This is a genomic window from Streptomyces chattanoogensis (assembly GCF_001294335.1).
Classification (GTDB): Bacteria; Actinomycetota; Actinomycetes; order Streptomycetales; family Streptomycetaceae; genus Streptomyces; species Streptomyces chattanoogensis.
On sequence record NZ_LGKG01000134.1, the window covers coordinates 101,408 to 116,253 of the forward strand.

The 14,846-nt window shown below is 70.8% G+C and carries 13 protein-coding genes and 1 tRNA gene; 5 read left to right on the top strand and 9 right to left on the bottom strand.

The features are described 5' to 3' along the window. Nucleotides 1–41: 41 nt before the first annotated feature. The 7 genes from ADL29_RS16325 to ADL29_RS16355 form a co-directional block, all read right to left on the bottom strand. Nucleotides 42–566 (bottom strand): hypothetical protein, encoded by a 525-nt coding sequence (locus ADL29_RS16325; RefSeq protein ID WP_053924368.1) that lies wholly within the window; start codon nucleotides 564–566, stop codon nucleotides 42–44. Between the two features lie 195 nt (nucleotides 567–761). Continuing rightward, nucleotides 762–1,364, bottom strand: a complete 603-nt coding sequence (pth, locus tag ADL29_RS16330; protein WP_053924369.1) for an aminoacyl-tRNA hydrolase — start codon at nucleotides 1,362–1,364, stop codon at nucleotides 762–764. A gap of 96 nt (nucleotides 1,365–1,460) precedes the next feature. Further along, a complete protein-coding gene (locus tag ADL29_RS16335; RefSeq protein WP_053924370.1) occupies nucleotides 1,461–2,051 on the bottom strand; it encodes a 50S ribosomal protein L25/general stress protein Ctc in 591 nt (196 codons plus the stop codon). 207 nt (nucleotides 2,052–2,258) lie between these two features. Continuing rightward, nucleotides 2,259–3,233 (bottom strand): ribose-phosphate diphosphokinase, encoded by a 975-nt coding sequence (locus ADL29_RS16340; protein ID WP_053924371.1) that lies wholly within the window; start codon nucleotides 3,231–3,233, stop codon nucleotides 2,259–2,261. A gap of 72 nt (nucleotides 3,234–3,305) precedes the next feature. Next, the gene (gene glmU / locus ADL29_RS16345) at nucleotides 3,306–4,763 is read right to left on the bottom strand and encodes a bifunctional UDP-N-acetylglucosamine diphosphorylase/glucosamine-1-phosphate N-acetyltransferase GlmU (RefSeq protein ID WP_078971044.1); all 1,458 of its coding nucleotides are present in this window, start codon (nucleotides 4,761–4,763) and stop codon (nucleotides 3,306–3,308) included. 121 nt (nucleotides 4,764–4,884) lie between these two features. Then, nucleotides 4,885–4,956, bottom strand: a tRNA-Gln gene (locus ADL29_RS16350). A gap of 29 nt (nucleotides 4,957–4,985) precedes the next feature. Then, on the bottom strand, nucleotides 4,986–5,840 hold the full coding sequence (locus ADL29_RS16355) for a hypothetical protein (RefSeq protein WP_053924373.1): 855 nt from the start codon (nucleotides 5,838–5,840) through the stop codon (nucleotides 4,986–4,988). A gap of 156 nt (nucleotides 5,841–5,996) precedes the next feature. On the opposite strand from ADL29_RS16355, the gene ADL29_RS16360 reads away from it, so the two are divergent. Then, the gene (locus tag ADL29_RS16360) at nucleotides 5,997–7,373 is read left to right on the top strand and encodes a sensor histidine kinase (RefSeq protein ID WP_053924374.1); all 1,377 of its coding nucleotides are present in this window, start codon (nucleotides 5,997–5,999) and stop codon (nucleotides 7,371–7,373) included. A gap of 81 nt (nucleotides 7,374–7,454) precedes the next feature. Then, nucleotides 7,455–8,132, top strand: coding sequence for a class I SAM-dependent DNA methyltransferase (locus ADL29_RS16365; protein WP_245689449.1), 678 nt, complete (start codon nucleotides 7,455–7,457; stop codon nucleotides 8,130–8,132). 144 nt (nucleotides 8,133–8,276) lie between these two features. Here the strand turns inward: ADL29_RS16365 and ADL29_RS16370 are convergent, their stop codons facing one another. Further along, entirely contained in the window at nucleotides 8,277–8,825 is a 549-nt protein-coding gene (locus ADL29_RS16370; RefSeq protein WP_053924375.1) for an SUKH-3 domain-containing protein, read from the bottom strand. Between the two features lie 8 nt (nucleotides 8,826–8,833). After that, nucleotides 8,834–9,352 carry a YwqJ-related putative deaminase gene (locus ADL29_RS16375; protein WP_053924376.1) on the bottom strand — a complete coding sequence of 173 codons (519 nt, stop codon included), beginning with the start codon at nucleotides 9,350–9,352 and terminating at the stop codon, nucleotides 8,834–8,836. Between the two features lie 294 nt (nucleotides 9,353–9,646). Between ADL29_RS16375 and ADL29_RS16380 the strand changes: the two genes are divergently transcribed. From ADL29_RS16380 to ADL29_RS16390, 3 genes are all read left to right on the top strand, one after another. Beyond that, nucleotides 9,647–10,627 (top strand): SMI1/KNR4 family protein, encoded by a 981-nt coding sequence (locus ADL29_RS16380; protein ID WP_053924377.1) that lies wholly within the window; start codon nucleotides 9,647–9,649, stop codon nucleotides 10,625–10,627. Nucleotides 10,628–10,634: 7 nt separating this feature from the next. Next, nucleotides 10,635–13,457 (top strand): SUKH-4 family immunity protein, encoded by a 2,823-nt coding sequence (locus ADL29_RS16385; RefSeq protein WP_053924378.1) that lies wholly within the window; start codon nucleotides 10,635–10,637, stop codon nucleotides 13,455–13,457. Nucleotides 13,458–13,774: 317 nt separating this feature from the next. After that, nucleotides 13,775–14,839, top strand: coding sequence for an LCP family protein (locus tag ADL29_RS16390; protein ID WP_078971049.1), 1,065 nt, complete (start codon nucleotides 13,775–13,777; stop codon nucleotides 14,837–14,839). The last annotated feature ends 7 nt before the right edge of the window (nucleotides 14,840–14,846 follow it).

Consider the following 14,846-nt stretch of genomic DNA (forward strand, 5'->3'; position numbering starts at 1 on the left):
CCCGGCCGTACGTGCGCACAGGCCGCACCACCGCACACGCCTCACAACAAGGCAAACGCCGCCCCCAGCAACACCGCCCCGAACAATCCCATCACCCACGCCGTACGCCGCATCCGCATCCCCCCGGCCACCACCAGCGCCGCCAGCAGCAACGACCCCGCAAACGGCACCCACGCATGCAGAATCCCGGCCAGCCCCGTCCGCACCGCATGCGTCGTCCCCGGCTTGACCGTCACCTCGATCCGCGCGCCCTTGTCCGGCGCCGCCGCCTGCGCCACCGACACCTTCGCCCGCCGCCTGCCGTCCCCAGCCGTCGGCACATACGGCCCCGTACACCGCTTGTCCCGGCACGCCACCACCGTCATGGTGCCGCGCTCCTTCGCCTTCACCAGCATCGCGTACTGCGCCGTGTTCCACGACGTCCAGACGCCCGCCACCAGCAACAGCAGCGCCAGCAGACCCATCAACCCCGTCCGGGCGACAAGCAACGCCCCATAGGCGCTCTCACCCACCCGACGGGAACGGCTGCGTCTGACCGAACTGGTGCGCGTACTGCTTCTGGGCATGGCGGCGATCCTTGGCCATCAACCGCCCCCGGTCAACCTCGGACATACGGTTCGTCATCCCGTGCCCCACGCTGTCCACTTCACGCGCAATTACCGGTCGACGGGCATTTGCCGGACCGCGGGCATGCACCGGCCCACGGACAATTACCGGCCCACAGACAATTACCGGCTCACGGGCAACCACAGGACGTACGCCTACGAGTTGTACGTACCCTGCGCCCGCTCCAGACCGTCCACGACCAACGCCTCCACCGCATCCGCCGCACGATCCACGAAGTAATCCAGCTCCTTGCGCTCCGCGGACGAAAAGTCCTTCAGCACAAAGTCCGCAACCGGCATACGGCCCGGCGGACGACCGATCCCGAACCGCACCCGGTGATACTCCGCACCCAGCGACTTCGTGATCGACTTCAGACCGTTGTGCCCGTTGTCGCCCCCACCCAACTTCAACCGCAGCGCACCGTAATCAATATCCAACTCATCGTGAACCGCCACGATGCGGGACACCGGAACCTTGTAGAAATCTCGCAGGGCCGTCGTCGGGCCCCCCGACAGATTCATGAAGGACATCGGCTTCGCCACCACCACCCGGCGACTCCCCGGACCCGGCACACCGATCCGGCCCTCCACCACCTGAGCCCGCGCCTTGTGCGCCTTGAAACGGCCGCCCACCCGCTCGGCCAGGAGATCCGCGACCATGAAACCGACATTGTGCCGGTTCCCCGCGTACTCGGGACCAGGATTACCCAGCCCCACAATCAGCCAGGGACTGTCCGCCCCCGCACCCGCATCCGACATCTGCACGCTCCCTCAACGACGCGACCGCCGCCCCACGCCGGCGGCGCGGAACGACGGTCACAGAAAGAATCCCGGCGATCAGGAAGAACCCGGCGATCAGGCCTCGGCGGCTTCCTCGCCCTCGGCGCCCTCCTCGGCCGGAGCCTCCGCCTGCGCCGCGACAACCTGCAGCACAACGGCCTCGTCCTCAACGGCCAGCGAAGCACCCGACGGCAGGGTGACGTCCTTGGCCAGCACCGACGCACCCGCGTCCAGACCCGCGATGGAGACGGTCACCGACTCCGGGATGTGGGTGGCCTCGGCCTCGATCGGCAGCGCGTTCAGCACGTGCTCCAGCAGGTTGCCGCCCGGAGCCAGGTCGCCCTCGGTCACGATCGGCACCTCGACGGAGACCTTCTCGCCCTTCTTCACGGCCAGGAAGTCCACGTGCACGAGGAACCGGCGGATCGCCTCACGCTGCACAGCCTTGGGGATGACCAGCTCGCTCTTGCCATCGATGTCCAGGCGAAGCAGGGCGTTGGGGGTCTTCAGCGCCATCATCAGCGCGTGGCTGTCGATGGCGATGTGCTGCGGCTCCGCACCGTGACCGTAAATGACCGCCGGAACCTTGTTCTCACGGCGGGTGCGACGGGCCGCGCCCTTACCGAAGTCGGTACGCAGCTCGGCGGAAAGCTTGACCTCAGCCATAACAGCACTCCTCGTATCTCAGAAACATCTGGTGGGCGTCACCCGGCCCACGACAGACCTGCTACGAAGAGCGCGTCGATAACGGACAGCCACCACAAAAGGGCGGCCTCCCTCGCCGAGCAACTCGATGAGTCTACCCGGCGGGAAGGCCACCCCAAAATGGATCTACAGCGTCCGCCGGACGCGGGCGATCTACAGCAGCGGTGCCTACTGCTCCTCGAACAGGCTCGTCACCGAACCGTCCTCGAACACCTCACGGATCGCCCGCGCAATCGTCGGCGCCATCGACAGCACCGTGATCTTGTCCAGCTCCAGCTCCGAAGGCGTCGGCAGCGTATTCGTGAACACGAACTCACTCACCTTCGAATTCTTCAGCCGGTCCGCCGCCGGACCCGACAGCACACCATGCGTCGCCGTCACGATCACGTCCGCCGCACCATTCGCGAACAGCGCATCCGCCGCGGCGCAGATCGTGCCACCCGTGTCGATCATGTCGTCGACCAGGACACACACCCGGTCCTTCACATCACCGACGACCTCATGCACCGTGACCTGATTCGCCACGTCCTTGTCACGCCGCTTGTGCACAATCGCCAGCGGCGCACCCAGACGGTCACACCAACGGTCGGCAACCCGCACCCGGCCCGCATCCGGCGAAACCACCGTCAGCTTGTCCCGGTCCACCTTCGCACCGACATAATCCGCCAGCACCGGCAGCGCAAAAAGGTGATCCACCGGACCGTCGAAGAAGCCCATGATCTGATCCGTGTGCAGATCCACCGTCACCACACGGTCCGCACCCGCGGTCTTCATCAAATCCGCGATCAGCCGCGCCGAAATCGGCTCACGGCCACGGTGCTTCTTGTCCTGCCGCGCATAACCGTAGAACGGCACGATCACGGAGATGCTACGAGCCGAAGCCCGCTTCAGCGCATCAATCATGATCAGCTGCTCCATGATCCACTTATTGATCGGAGCCGTGTGGCTCTGAATCAAAAAGCAGTCCGCACCACGCGCCGACTCCTGATAGCGGACATAGATCTCACCGTTGGCGAAGTCGAACGCCTTCGTCGGGACCAGGCCCACACCCAGCTGGTGCGCGACCTCCTCGGCCAGCTCGGGGTGGGCGCGGCCGGAGAAGAGCATCAGCTTCTTCTCGCCGGTCGTCTTGATCCCGGTCACAGCAAATCTCCTCGAATTCCTGTTTGCGTGCGCTCATCACGGTACGCCCCGCACGGCGCACCCGTTGCACGGTCACCGCTCGCCTTCGGACTCCTGGCGAGCTGCCGAAGCGGCCTGCGCGGCGGCGCTTCCGGGCCGCTTACGCGCGACCCAACCCTCGATATTCCGCTGCTGGCCACGCGCGACCGCCAGCGAACCCGGGGGCACATCCTTGGTAATGACCGAGCCCGCCGCCGTATAAGCGCCGTCCCCGATCGTGACAGGAGCCACAAACATGTTGTCCGACCCCGTCTTGCAATGGGAACCCACAGTGGTGTGGTGCTTCGCCTCACCGTCGTAATTCACGAAGACACTCGCCGCACCGATGTTGGTGTACTCGCCGATCGTCGCATCCCCCACATAGGAAAGATGCGGCACCTTCGTACCTTCCCCGATCGACGCCGCCTTCATCTCCACATACGTACCGGCCTTCGCCTTCCGGCCAAGATCCGTACCCGGCCGCAGATACGCATAAGGACCGACCGACGCCGACTCCCCGATACGCGCACCCTCCGCCACCGTGAAAGACACCACAGCACCCGCACCGACAACCGTGTCCGTCAGCCGCGAACTCGGCCCGACCTCCGCACCGCCACCGACACGCGTCGCCCCCAGCAGCTGCGTACCCGGGTGCACCACCGCATCCGGCTCGAACTCCACCGCCACATCGACCCACGTCGACGCCGGGTCCACCACCGTCACACCGGCCAGCATCGCCCGCTCCAGCAGGCGCTCGTTCAGCAGTCGGCGCGCCTCGGCCAGCTGCACCCGGTTGTTGATCCCCAGAATCTCGCGATGATCACCCGCCACCGCCGCACCCACCCGGTGCCCCGCCTCGCGCACGATGCCCAGGACATCCGTCAGGTACTCCTCACCCTGACTGTTGTCCGTACGCACCTTGCCCAGCGCATCCACCAGCAGCTTCGCGTCGAACGCGAACACCCCGGAATTGATCTCCCGGATCGCCCGCTGCTCCTCGCTCGCGTCCTTGTGCTCGACGATCGCGGTCACGGCGCCGGAGGTCGCGTCCCGCACGATCCGGCCGTAGCCGGTCGAGTCCGGGACCTCGGCGGTCAGCACGGTGACGGCGTTCTTGTCGGCGGCATGGGTGTCGCTGAGCCGCTTCAGCGTCTCGCCGGTCAGGAGCGGGGTGTCGCCGCACACGACGACGACCGTGCCGTCGAGGGCGGCACCCGTGTCGGCCAGCTCCTCCAGGCCGACGCGTACGGCGTGACCGGTGCCGTTCTGCTCGTGCTGCACGGCGGTACGGACGGCCGGGTCGACCTCGGCGAGATGAGCCGTCACCTGCTCACGGCCGTGGCCGACGATCACGACGAGGTGCTCGGGGTCCAGCTCGCGGGAGGCGGCGACGACATGTCCGACGAGGGAGCGGCCGCAGATCGCGTGCAGGACCTTGGGGGTCGCCGACTTCATGCGGGTGCCCTCACCCGCTGCGAGAACGACGACGGCTGCCGGGCGGTTGGCGCTCACGGGGATGCCCTTCGGCTTCTTGACTGCTTCGGGTGGTGGTCATCCGAAGGATACCGGGGCGTTTGGTTGCGGAAACGACGGCGGGTCCTGGCTTGCCCGCCAGGACCCGAACTTTGCTGCGCTCCCCTGCCAGGACTCGAACCCGGACATAAGGCACCAAAAGCCTCAGTGCTGCCAATTACACCACAGGGGATGGTAGAGCGGGTCAAACCGGACATCCCGTCAGGCTGGTCGCCGCTCGGCACCCAACACTATGCCGTACCACCAGCCTTCGATGCGACGGTATAGATCAGCGCCTTGTCGAACCCGGACCACGAGGCAGCCGCGGTAGGCCTCTCCGGTGTTCTTGCGGTTGGTCTTGGGGTTGTGCTTCTTGAGTGTGGTCTTCTGCAGCCTGGAGATGCCGATGCCGACGAAGTCGGCCCAGTAACCCTCGGCGGCTTCTACGTCGGCTGTGATGTGGATCATCGCCCGATAGCTGATTCGCTGCGGCTCCACGCCGAGAAGGTTCAGCCAGGCCAGGAAGACGCGAATCACCCCCGGGTCGCTGTTGACGAACTGCACGTTTTCCTGTGGGTTGTGCGGCTTGCTCTTGGCTCCCTCTGCCCAGTAGAGGGCCGTTCCTGCGGCGAGCAGCTCCCGGTCCGACATGGAACTGATCTCGTCGGCAGCCTCCGCCTTGGTCTTCTCTCGCTGACGATCCCGCGCTTCGCGATACGGCGCCCACCGCGCCTCACGCATCTGATGCATGGCTTCCGGAGATTTCCTGGGCTTGGGCAGGTCCCGGACCCAGAGTGAGACCGAGCTCTTGGCCACCCCCAGCTCCGCCACGATCTCGTCGTACGTCTTCCCGGCCCGCCGCAGCTCGCGGGCCTTCTCGCGCAGGTCGTCCTTGGCGTTGGGGCGCTTGGTCCACTCGGGAGGCGGCTCGCCCTCCAGGAGGTGGGTGAGCGTGGCATCGGTGAGGGGGCCGAGGCGCTCGTGGATCTGCCGCCGGCTGAGCCCCGCCCGTCGCAGGGCCACGGCCTGTGGCCGTAAGGCTTCGAAGTCGGGGTGATCCCGACGGGTGTGCGTCATGGGAACAGGGTGTCGTCCGTCACGTGCCGCGCGGGTCGAAAATGCGGGCGATTCATTAGTTCGAGCGATATATGGCGGTAGTGGCACGTAATGGGCCTGACGTGTGCCGGAGTGCTCGTCGGAGGACCCCGGGCGGACGCCCGTACGCTGGTCCGTATGAGCGCGACGGGGGCAAGGGAAAGTACGGGGGCGCGGGGCGCGCCCGGGGGTGGGCCGTGGTGGTGGGGGCGGCGGCGTAGTGCCGTGCTGGATGTGTTGCTGGCGGTCGCTTCGACGTTGGAGTGTGTCGCCGAGGGTGTGCCTTTTGCGCATGGGGCGGGGTTGCCGGAGCCGGTCGGGATGTTGCTCGGTCTGGTGGCGGGGCCCGTGCTGCTGGTGCGTCGGCGGTGGCCGGTTGTGGTGGTGCTGACGTCGATCGCGGTGATGCCGGCGGAGCTGGGGGCGCTGCTGGGGATCGTGGGTCTGTACACGCTGGCGGCGTCGGATGTGCCGCGGCGGATCACGGGGTTGCTGGCCGGGATGTCGGTGCTGGGGACGCTGGTGACGACGTATCTCAGTCTGCGGCAGGACGTGGTGTCGCAGGAGGACTTCAATCCGCCGGTGTGGGTGGTGCCGGCGATGTCGGTTGCGGTGGGGCTGGTGATGACGGCGCCGCCGGTGTTGTGGGGGTTGTACGTCGGGGCGCGGCGGCGGTTGGTGGAGAGTCTGCGGGAGCGGGCGGACGGTCTGGAGCGGGAGCTGTCGTTGTTGGCGGACCGGGCCGAGGAGCGGGCGGAGTGGGCTCGTAATGAGGAGCGGACGCGGATTGCGCGGGAGATGCATGACGTGGTCGCGCATCGGGTGAGTCTGATGGTGGTGCATGCGGCGGCGTTGCAGGCGGTGGCGCTGAAGGATCCGGAGAAGGCGTCGAAGAATGCGGCGCTGGTGGGGGATATGGGGCGGCAGGCGCTGACGGAGTTGCGGGAGATGCTCGGGGTGTTGCGTACGGCTGAGGGGGCGGCGACGGTGCGGGGGGCTGTGGGGCCGGATGCGTCGGAGCGGTTGGTGGCGGTGGCGGACCGGGCGGCTCGCCGGGCCGAGCCGGAGGCGGTGTCGGCTGAGGTGGAGGGGGATGGGCCGTCGCTGGCGGAGCTGGGGGATCTGGTGGGGCAGTCCCGGGCGGCGGGGATGGTGGTGGAGCTGTCGGTCGAGGGGGCCGGGGGTGCCGGGGGGCGGTCGTATGCGGTGGGGGTGGAGCAGGCCGTGTACCGGGTGGTGCAGGAGGCGCTGACGAATGTGCACAAGCATGCGCCGGGTGCGCGGGCGCGGGTGAGGTTGGCGCATCGGGGGGATGAGGTGGCGGTTCAGGTGGAGAACGGTCCCTCGGAGCGGGGGGCGGCGGATGCGGGGTTGCCCAGTGGGGGTAATGGTCTGGTGGGGATGCGGGAGCGGGTGACGGCTCTGGGGGGTGTGTTTGTGTCGGGGCCTACGGAGGCGGGGGGCTTTCGGGTGTCGGCGGTGGTGCCGGTGGGGGTGGCCGGGTCCGGCGGGTGAGTCGGTGCCGGTCACGGGGGGTGGTGTGGGGATGCGGGGTAGGGCCGGTTCGGGGGCCGTCCCGGCGTTACGGTCATGGTCATGACCGAACCCATGACCGAATCCATGGCCGAACCCTCGTTTCTGGCTGACACCCGGGCGGGCTATGACGCCATAGCCGCGGAGTACATCGAGAATTTCCGTGGTGAGTTCGAGAGCAAGACGCTGGGGCTGGCGATGCTCGGCGCGTTTGCCGCGTATGTGCGGGCGGACGGCGGGGGGCGGGTTCTCGATGTCGGGTCCGGGCCGGGGTGGGTGACGGCGCATTTGGCCGGGCTGGGGCTGGAGGTGTCCGGGGTCGATCTGTCGCCGGAGATGGTGGCGCGGGCGCGTCGGGAGCATCCGGGGGTGCGGTTCGAGGAGGGCTCGATGACCGCGCTGGATGTGGCGGATGGTGCGCTCGGTGGTGTCAGTGCCTGGTATTCGCTGATCCATATTGCGCCGGAGGCGGTTCCGGGGGTGCTGGCCGAGTTCTACCGGGTGCTGGCGCCCGGCGGTCGTCTGCTGCTCGGTTTTCAGGTGGGCGAGGAGCCGTCGCGTTATGCGGAGGCGTTCGGGCATCGGGTGTCGCTCGTGTTCCACCGGCTGTTGCCCGGTCGTGTTGCCGGGCAGCTGCGTGCGGCCGGGTTCGATGTGGAGGCGCGGCTGGAGCGGGAGGCGGTTCTGGGGGAGGTGACGCCGCAGGCTTATCTGCTGGCCCGGAAGCCGGTGAGTGCGTGAGCACGGAAACCCGTGAGTGCCTGACCCGGGAAACCCGTGAGTGCGTGGGCCCGGAAGTTCCTGAGCGGGTGAGCGCGTAGGCCGTGAGGCCGTGAGGCCGTGGGTGCGTGGGCCCGGCGGGGTCGTGTGCCGGCCCGTGGGGGCTCATCCCTGTGGTGCGACTCCGAGCCGGGCGGGGCGGGTTCCCTGGACGAGGGTGCCGAGGGCGTGGTCGATGTCGGGGCCGAGGTACCAGTCGCCGGTGTGGTCGAGGCTGTAGATGCGGCCCTGGGTGTCGATGGCGAGGACGGCCTGGCCGGTGGGGGTGCCGTTGGCGTCGGGGATTTCTTCCTGGCCGAGGGGGGCGACGTCGGTGTCGAGGGCGCGGCCGAGGTCGCCGAGGGTGCGGGCGAGGTGGAGGCCGTGGAGGGGGTCGAGGGTGAAGGGGGTGGGGGCGATGTGGCGGCCGGGGCCGGTGCCGGTGATGGTCAGGCCGCCGAATTCGGCCCAGGCTTCGACGGCGGCGGGGAAGACGGTGTGGCGGTGGCCGGCGGGGGAGGTGTGGGCGCGGAGGGTGTCGGCCCAGTGTTCGGCCTGCTTTATGTCCCAGCGGCCGGGTTGCCAGCCGGCTTGTTGGAGGGCGACGTCGACGGCGGCGGGGAAGCGGGTGGAGCCTGCGTGGTTGCGGGCGGGGGGTACGGCGGTGGGCGGCATGGTGGCGGTCAGCTCCCTGAGGGCGTCGTGCCGTCGATGGGCATGACGCCGAAGTGGGCGAGGAGGGCGTCGCAGGAGCGGCAGGGCGGGGCGTAGCCGCCGTGGCGGGGGTCGCCGTCCTCGCGGATGTGGCGTGCGGTGATCTTGGAGTGTTTCAGGGAGCGGCGGGCCTCGCCGTTGGTGAGGGGTTTGCGGGAGGCGCGTTTGCTGCGGTTGGCCTCGACCGCGGTGAGGTGGCGGGAGAGCAGTACGGCTTCGGGACATCGTCCGGTGAAGCGTTCGCGCCGGTCGGTGCCGAGGGCGTCGAGGAAGTCCTGGACGAGGGGGTGCAGGGCGGGGGGCTGTTCCGCTTTGCTTGCCGTACAGGTGAGGGTTTGTCCGCGTACCGACAAGGCGGCGCCGACGGTGGGGAGGATGCCGTCGCGGCGGTGGGCGAGGGCGGGGGCGCGGTCGGTGTCGGCGGTGGCGCTCCAGCCGATGCGGGGGTCGCCGGTGGCGGCGGTGTGCTGATGTGCGGTGGTGCTCATTGTCGGTGCTTTCCCTCCCTGCAATCCCCCGGCTGCGAGTCAGCCTGCCAAATGTGCTGGGTGTTGTGGTAGTCGGACATGCTGTCGGCGATGTCACTGGTACGTGACGGTTCGTCGGCTGAGGGGAAACAGGGCTGGTGGGCGGGGTGGCTTACGGCGGTCGGGGGAAGGCGGGCGGCGGGTGTGGGTGGCGTGTCGGCGGGCTGACGTGGGGGGTGCCGGGGGCGGCGGGAGGGTGTTGCGGCACGGCATAGGCTGTGCCCCAAAGCCAGATCCAGCCAGGGGGCAACCGCGATGACGACAGGTCGGCTCGGGCAGCAGCATGCCGCGCCACCGAATTCGGCCTATGCCGGGCAGGTCGTGCATTTCCCGGATCCGGTGCGGGCCGCCCGGTATCCCGCGGGGGTACGGGTGGACGCGAACGGTTTCCCGGTGTTCACGCCGTATGCGCGGGCGGCTGCGGAGATCGCCGAGCCGCCGGAGGGCTTCGGCGTCGACGAGCTGCGGTTGACGGACTATGTGTCGGCGAACGCGGCGCTGCATGCGCAGGGGCACGAGCTGTGGATAGACGTTCCGGTGGTGGCGACGCCGCACGGCTGGACCTGGCATCACGTGCCCGGTACGCGGCGGATGGAGCTGATTCCCGTCGAGGTGAAGGCGCTGCTGCGGCATCACGGCGGGCTGGCGACGGCTGCGGTGGAGCACGGCAAGCGCGGGACGCGGCCGTTGCAGGAGACGCGGCCGGCGCATTTCGGGGTGCCGCGGCGTGATCTGGCGGTGGGTGAGGAGCAGGTGGCGCAGGCGGAGGAGGCGCTGGGCTACCGGCTGCCGGGTGCGTACCGGACGTTCCTGAAGGCGGCGGGCGGGTGTGCGCCGGTGGGTGCGGCGCTCGATGCGGAGCTGGGGCTGCTGGTCGACCAGCCGTTCTTCACGGTGCGCGATGACGCGGCCGTCAATGATCTCGTCTATGTGAACAAGTGTCTGCGGGACCACTTCACCAAGGACTATCTGGGTGTGGCGTTCGTGCAGGGCGGTGTGGTCGCGGTGAAGGTGCGCGGTGCGGCGCTGGGTTCGGTGTGGTTCTGTCCGTACGACGATGCCCGGGACCGGGACGGTCTGACGGTGCAGGAGCGGGTCGAGGGGCTGCTGTTGCCGTGCGGGGCGGATTTCGATGAGTTCCTGCAGCGGCTGGCGGGCAATCCGCCGGAGCTGGAGACCGTGGCGAACCTGATGGTGGACGGCGGCTTCGCGCAGGCCGTCGCGGTGGAGGGGTGAGCGCGCGATGGTGACGTTCGCGCAGGCGCAGGAGCGTGCCGAGCACTGGGTCAACGGCGATGTACCGACGCCGCAGCACCGCGAGGTGCGGGTGCGGGAGTTCGATCTGGGCTTTGTGGCCTGGGCCGAGGACCGGGACGGTGGTCCGGCGACGGACGGCGGCCGGGCCCGGCTGGTGATCGCGCGGGACAGCGGGGAGACGACGCTGTGGCCGGGGCTGCCGGTGGGTGAGGTGATCCGGCGGTACGAGGAGGAGTACGGCACGCCGGTGGACGGCGGGTACGGCGCCGCCGAGCCGCCGCCGCAGCGGGTGGATCTGGAGGCGACGTCGTTCTTGCTGACGCCGCCGGAGTGGCTGCAGGAGGCGGCGGACGCGATAGGGATTCCGGACCGGCGGCGCGGTGGCGGGGCCGGGGCGCCGGCTCCGTCACCGGCTGCCGCTCCGCCGCCCGCGGCGCCGTCACCGGCAGCCGCCCCGCCACCCGCTGCTCCGACACCTGCTCTGGCTCCGTCGTCCCCGGCTGCCGCACCCTCGACCCCCTGGGCCGGTGCGGACACGACGAGCACCGAGGGCGCCGAGGACCGGTCGGTGGGGCTGCCCGAGACGGTGTTCACGGCGCCGCTGGCCGACATCGACGGGATCGCCGAGATCGACGAGTCGTCCGACACCCCGCCGTCGACGCCGCGCGCGCGGCCGGAGGCGAAGACCGAACTGCTGCAGGGCGGCAGCCAGTTGCCGCGGACGCAGGTCGCGCCTGCGGTGGAGATGCCGCAGAACGGTCCTGCGGACGGCCGTCCCGGCGGGCCGCCCGCGCCGCCGCCGATGCCGCCCGCGGCGCCTGGGCTGTCGGACCTGCCGCCGCCGTCCGGCCCGCCGGTGGGCGAGGTCCCGCCGCCGCCGGGCGCCGCCGTGCCGGGTGCCCCCGGCCCGGGGACGCCGCCGCCTCCGCCCGCGCCGCCCGCGGGTGGCGGTGTGCACGCCGCGGCGACGATGCTCGCCGACGGCTCCTCGCTGCCCGGAAACGCAGGCAACGCAGGCAACCCACGCGGCACCGGGAATGCCGGGGGCCCGCCCCCGCCGCCCGGCGTGCCCGGCGCGGGCCGCCGTCCGGCCCCCGCGGAGGTCGCCGACGCCGCGACGGGCAAGGCCGAGGTACGGCCGCCCGGTGCGCCCGCGGGAGGTTATGTACCGACGCAGCTGGTGTCCCAGCTGGATGCGGCGGATCTGGACCTGAGCGCGGTGGACGGGCCGCAGGGTGACGCCAACGCGTCCGGCGAGGGGACGCAGGGGCCGGGGGCACCGCCTCCGCCCGCGCCGCCCGTCGCCGGTGGCGCCGGCCGCGGTGGGGTGCATGCCGCGGCGACGATGCTCGCCGACGGTGCGGCCCTGCAGGCGAGCATGGGCGGCGCGGCCGGTGTCGGCGCCGTACCGCCGCCGCCCTCGCCGCCCGGTCCGCCCGGTGCGCCCAAGCCGCCGGGCCCGCCCGGCCCGCCCGGTGCGGGCGGCCGCGGCGCGGGCAGCCAGGGCAGTCAGGGCGGCCAGGCGGGTCCGCCGCCTCCGCCGGCCCCGCCCGTCGCCGGTGGTACCGGCGGCGGTGGGGTGCATGCCGCGGCGACGATGCTCGCCGACGGTGCGGCCCTGCAGGCGAGCATGGGCGGCCCGGTGCCCGGCCCCGGCATGCCCCCGGCCGCGCCGCCGGCGCCCGGTCCCGGTATGCCTCCGCACGCCGGCCCCGGCCCCGTCGCCCCGCCGCCTGGTGTCCCGACGGGCCCGCCCGGCGCGCCCGGACCCGGTGGTCCCGGCGGCCCGGGTGCGTACGGCTACCCCCAGGCCCCGACCGGCCAGCCGACCGTCGGCCCCGGCTACATGGCCGTCCTCAGCTACCGCGCACCCGACGGCTCGGAGCAGAAGATCGTGCGCCGCTCCGCGCCCGGTACCCCGCACCCGGAGTGGCAGCTGCTGCACGAGCTGCGCGGGATGAACGTCCCGCCGCAGCAGGTGCTGGAGTTGCACACCGAGCTGGAGTGCTGCGATCTGCCGGGCGGCTACTGCGCCCGGATGATCCGCGACAACTGGCCCCAGGTGCGGATCAGCCACACCGCCGCGTACGGCAAGGACCATGCCTCGCGGCAGCAGGGCGTACGGCATCTGGTGGAGCATCAGGGCGAGTTGCACCAGGTGGCGGACGGTCCGGCGCGGCCGGCGCCGGTGCGGGTGCCGTTGCCGCACCCGTCGCAGGTGCAGCCGATCCCCCCGGTGCCGCCGCAGGCGATCGGGCAGGAGCTGGAGCAGGCCTTCGGGCCGCAGGGCATCTTCCGCTTCGACCAACGGGCGGTCTCCCGGCAGGGTGTGCCCGAGGTGGTGGCGCAGACGCTGGTGTGGGCCGGGCTGCCGGTCGACTTCGGGCCGTTCTTCTGGGCGCAGGCGCAGCCGGGCCGCCCGGTGCCGACGCTGGCGGAGCTGGCTACGGAGCGGAGGGTGCAGCCGGCGGCGGACGCCGGGTCGTATCTCGTCATGGGCAACGACTTCGGCCGTCAGCTGTGTGTCCAGTACGGGACCGCGAACATCGTGGCCGTCCCGGTGGAGGCCGGTCCGGGCGGCCAGCCCGCCACCCCGCAGTTCGTCAACAGCGGGCTGCCGGAGTTCGTCCGCTGTCTGGCGATGCTGGGGCGGATGTGGCGGCTGCGGTTCGGACTGACCCCGGAGCAGGCGGGCCGCTGGACCGTCGACTTCCAGGCCCAGCTGGTCGCGCTGGACCCGCCGGCACTGGGTTCACCGGAGACGTGGTGGTCGGTACTGCTGGAACAGATGTGGGATGGCCTTCTGTAGTTTCTCCCCACGGGTCCGCTGCGCTTTGCCTGGGCCGTACTTTTTTGTCTGCGGCGCCGCGGTGTCTTCTCACCGTTGCGCCTGCGGCGGGCCCGTCCGCTGCGCTGTGCCTGGGCCGACGTGTCGGGCTTTCCCACGGTTGCGCCTGCGGCGGGCTGGTTGCCGCTGCGCAGGAGGGGCACCGCGGCCGACAACCAACCCCCGCCCGCCACAGGCGCAACGGCGAAACACTCCCACGGCGGGACAGCCGACAACGTACGGCCCAGGCAAAGCGCAGCGGAATGGCGAGGCACGCCGACCGCCCCGACCATGCGTACATGGCTTACATAGGTCAGCCACCGCCATCGCCGCCCTCGGCAAGCCTCTACCGGGCCCGCGGGCGGCTGCCCCGTCGGCTGCCCCGCCGGCCCCGCCGACCCCGCCGGCCATGGCGCCGCCGGGTGCCGGCGGCGCTGGTGGCCCTGTTGGTGCTGGTGGGGACAGCCGCCGTCGGCCTCTACGGATGGGCCGCGGAGCGCGTCCGGCATGTGGGGGCGCTGGACGACTACGTGGGGCGGCCGCCCGCGGGCAAGGGGACGAACTGGCTGCTGGTCGGGTCCGACAGCCGGGGTGCGCTGACGCCCGAACAGCGCAATGACCTGCACGTGGGTAACAACACGGTCCGTAACACCGACACGATCATGGTGCTGCACTCCGGCCGGCACGGCCCGTATCTGGTCAGTCTGCCCCGCGACAGTTACGTCCCGGTGCCGGGGCACGGCCGGACGAAGATCAATGCGGCGTACGGGGCCGGCGGGCCGCGGCTGCTGACCCGTACGGTCGAGGGGGCGACGGGTCTGCGGATCGACCGCTATGCCGAGGTGAACTTCCTGGGGCTGGTGCGGGTCGTGGACGCGCTGGGCGGGGTGCGGCTGTGTCTGGACCGGCCGCTGCGGGACGCCCGTTCCGGGGCGGATTTCGCGGCGGGCTGTCATCGGACGGACGGGCGGCGGGCGCTGGCGTTCGTACGGGCCCGCTATGCCGACCCGCAAGGTGACCTCGGACGGGTGAAGCGGCAGCGGCAGCTGATCGGTGCCGTCGCGGACAAGATGCTGGGGCCCGGCGTGCTCTTCGATCCGTTCCGGCTGCTGCCGGTGGCCGACGCCGGGCTGGCCGCGGTCGCCGTCGACAACGGGTCGGGAACGCCCGAACTGCTGGCCATGGCCCGGGCGATGAAGGAGGTCGGCGGGGGCGGCGGCGCGGCGGCCACCGTCCCGGTGGCCAGTCCCGGTGTGGCGACGGCGGGCGCCGGTGAGGTGCTGCTGTGGGACGCAAATGGGGCACGGCGGCTGTTCGGCGCTTTGCGCGTCGATGCCGTTATTCCGACTTCTGGCACCGATTGACGCATCC

Coding starts and splice junctions, on each gene's coding strand:
- ADL29_RS16325 (WP_053924368.1), bottom strand. CDS start 566: ATGCCCAGAAGCAGTACGCGCACCAGTTCGGTCAGACGCAGCCGTTCC.
- pth (WP_053924369.1), bottom strand. CDS start 1,364: ATGTCGGATGCGGGTGCGGGGGCGGACAGTCCCTGGCTGATTGTGGGG.
- ADL29_RS16335 (WP_053924370.1), bottom strand. CDS start 2,051: ATGGCTGAGGTCAAGCTTTCCGCCGAGCTGCGTACCGACTTCGGTAAG.
- ADL29_RS16355 (WP_053924373.1), bottom strand. CDS start 5,840: ATGACGCACACCCGTCGGGATCACCCCGACTTCGAAGCCTTACGGCCA.
- ADL29_RS16360 (WP_053924374.1), top strand. CDS start 5,997: ATGAGCGCGACGGGGGCAAGGGAAAGTACGGGGGCGCGGGGCGCGCCC.
- ADL29_RS16365 (WP_245689449.1), top strand. CDS start 7,455: ATGACCGAACCCATGACCGAATCCATGGCCGAACCCTCGTTTCTGGCT.
- ADL29_RS16370 (WP_053924375.1), bottom strand. CDS start 8,825: ATGCCGCCCACCGCCGTACCCCCCGCCCGCAACCACGCAGGCTCCACC.
- ADL29_RS16375 (WP_053924376.1), bottom strand. CDS start 9,352: ATGAGCACCACCGCACATCAGCACACCGCCGCCACCGGCGACCCCCGC.
- ADL29_RS16380 (WP_053924377.1), top strand. CDS start 9,647: ATGACGACAGGTCGGCTCGGGCAGCAGCATGCCGCGCCACCGAATTCG.
- ADL29_RS16385 (WP_053924378.1), top strand. CDS start 10,635: ATGGTGACGTTCGCGCAGGCGCAGGAGCGTGCCGAGCACTGGGTCAAC.
- ADL29_RS16390 (WP_078971049.1), top strand. CDS start 13,775: ATGGCTTACATAGGTCAGCCACCGCCATCGCCGCCCTCGGCAAGCCTC.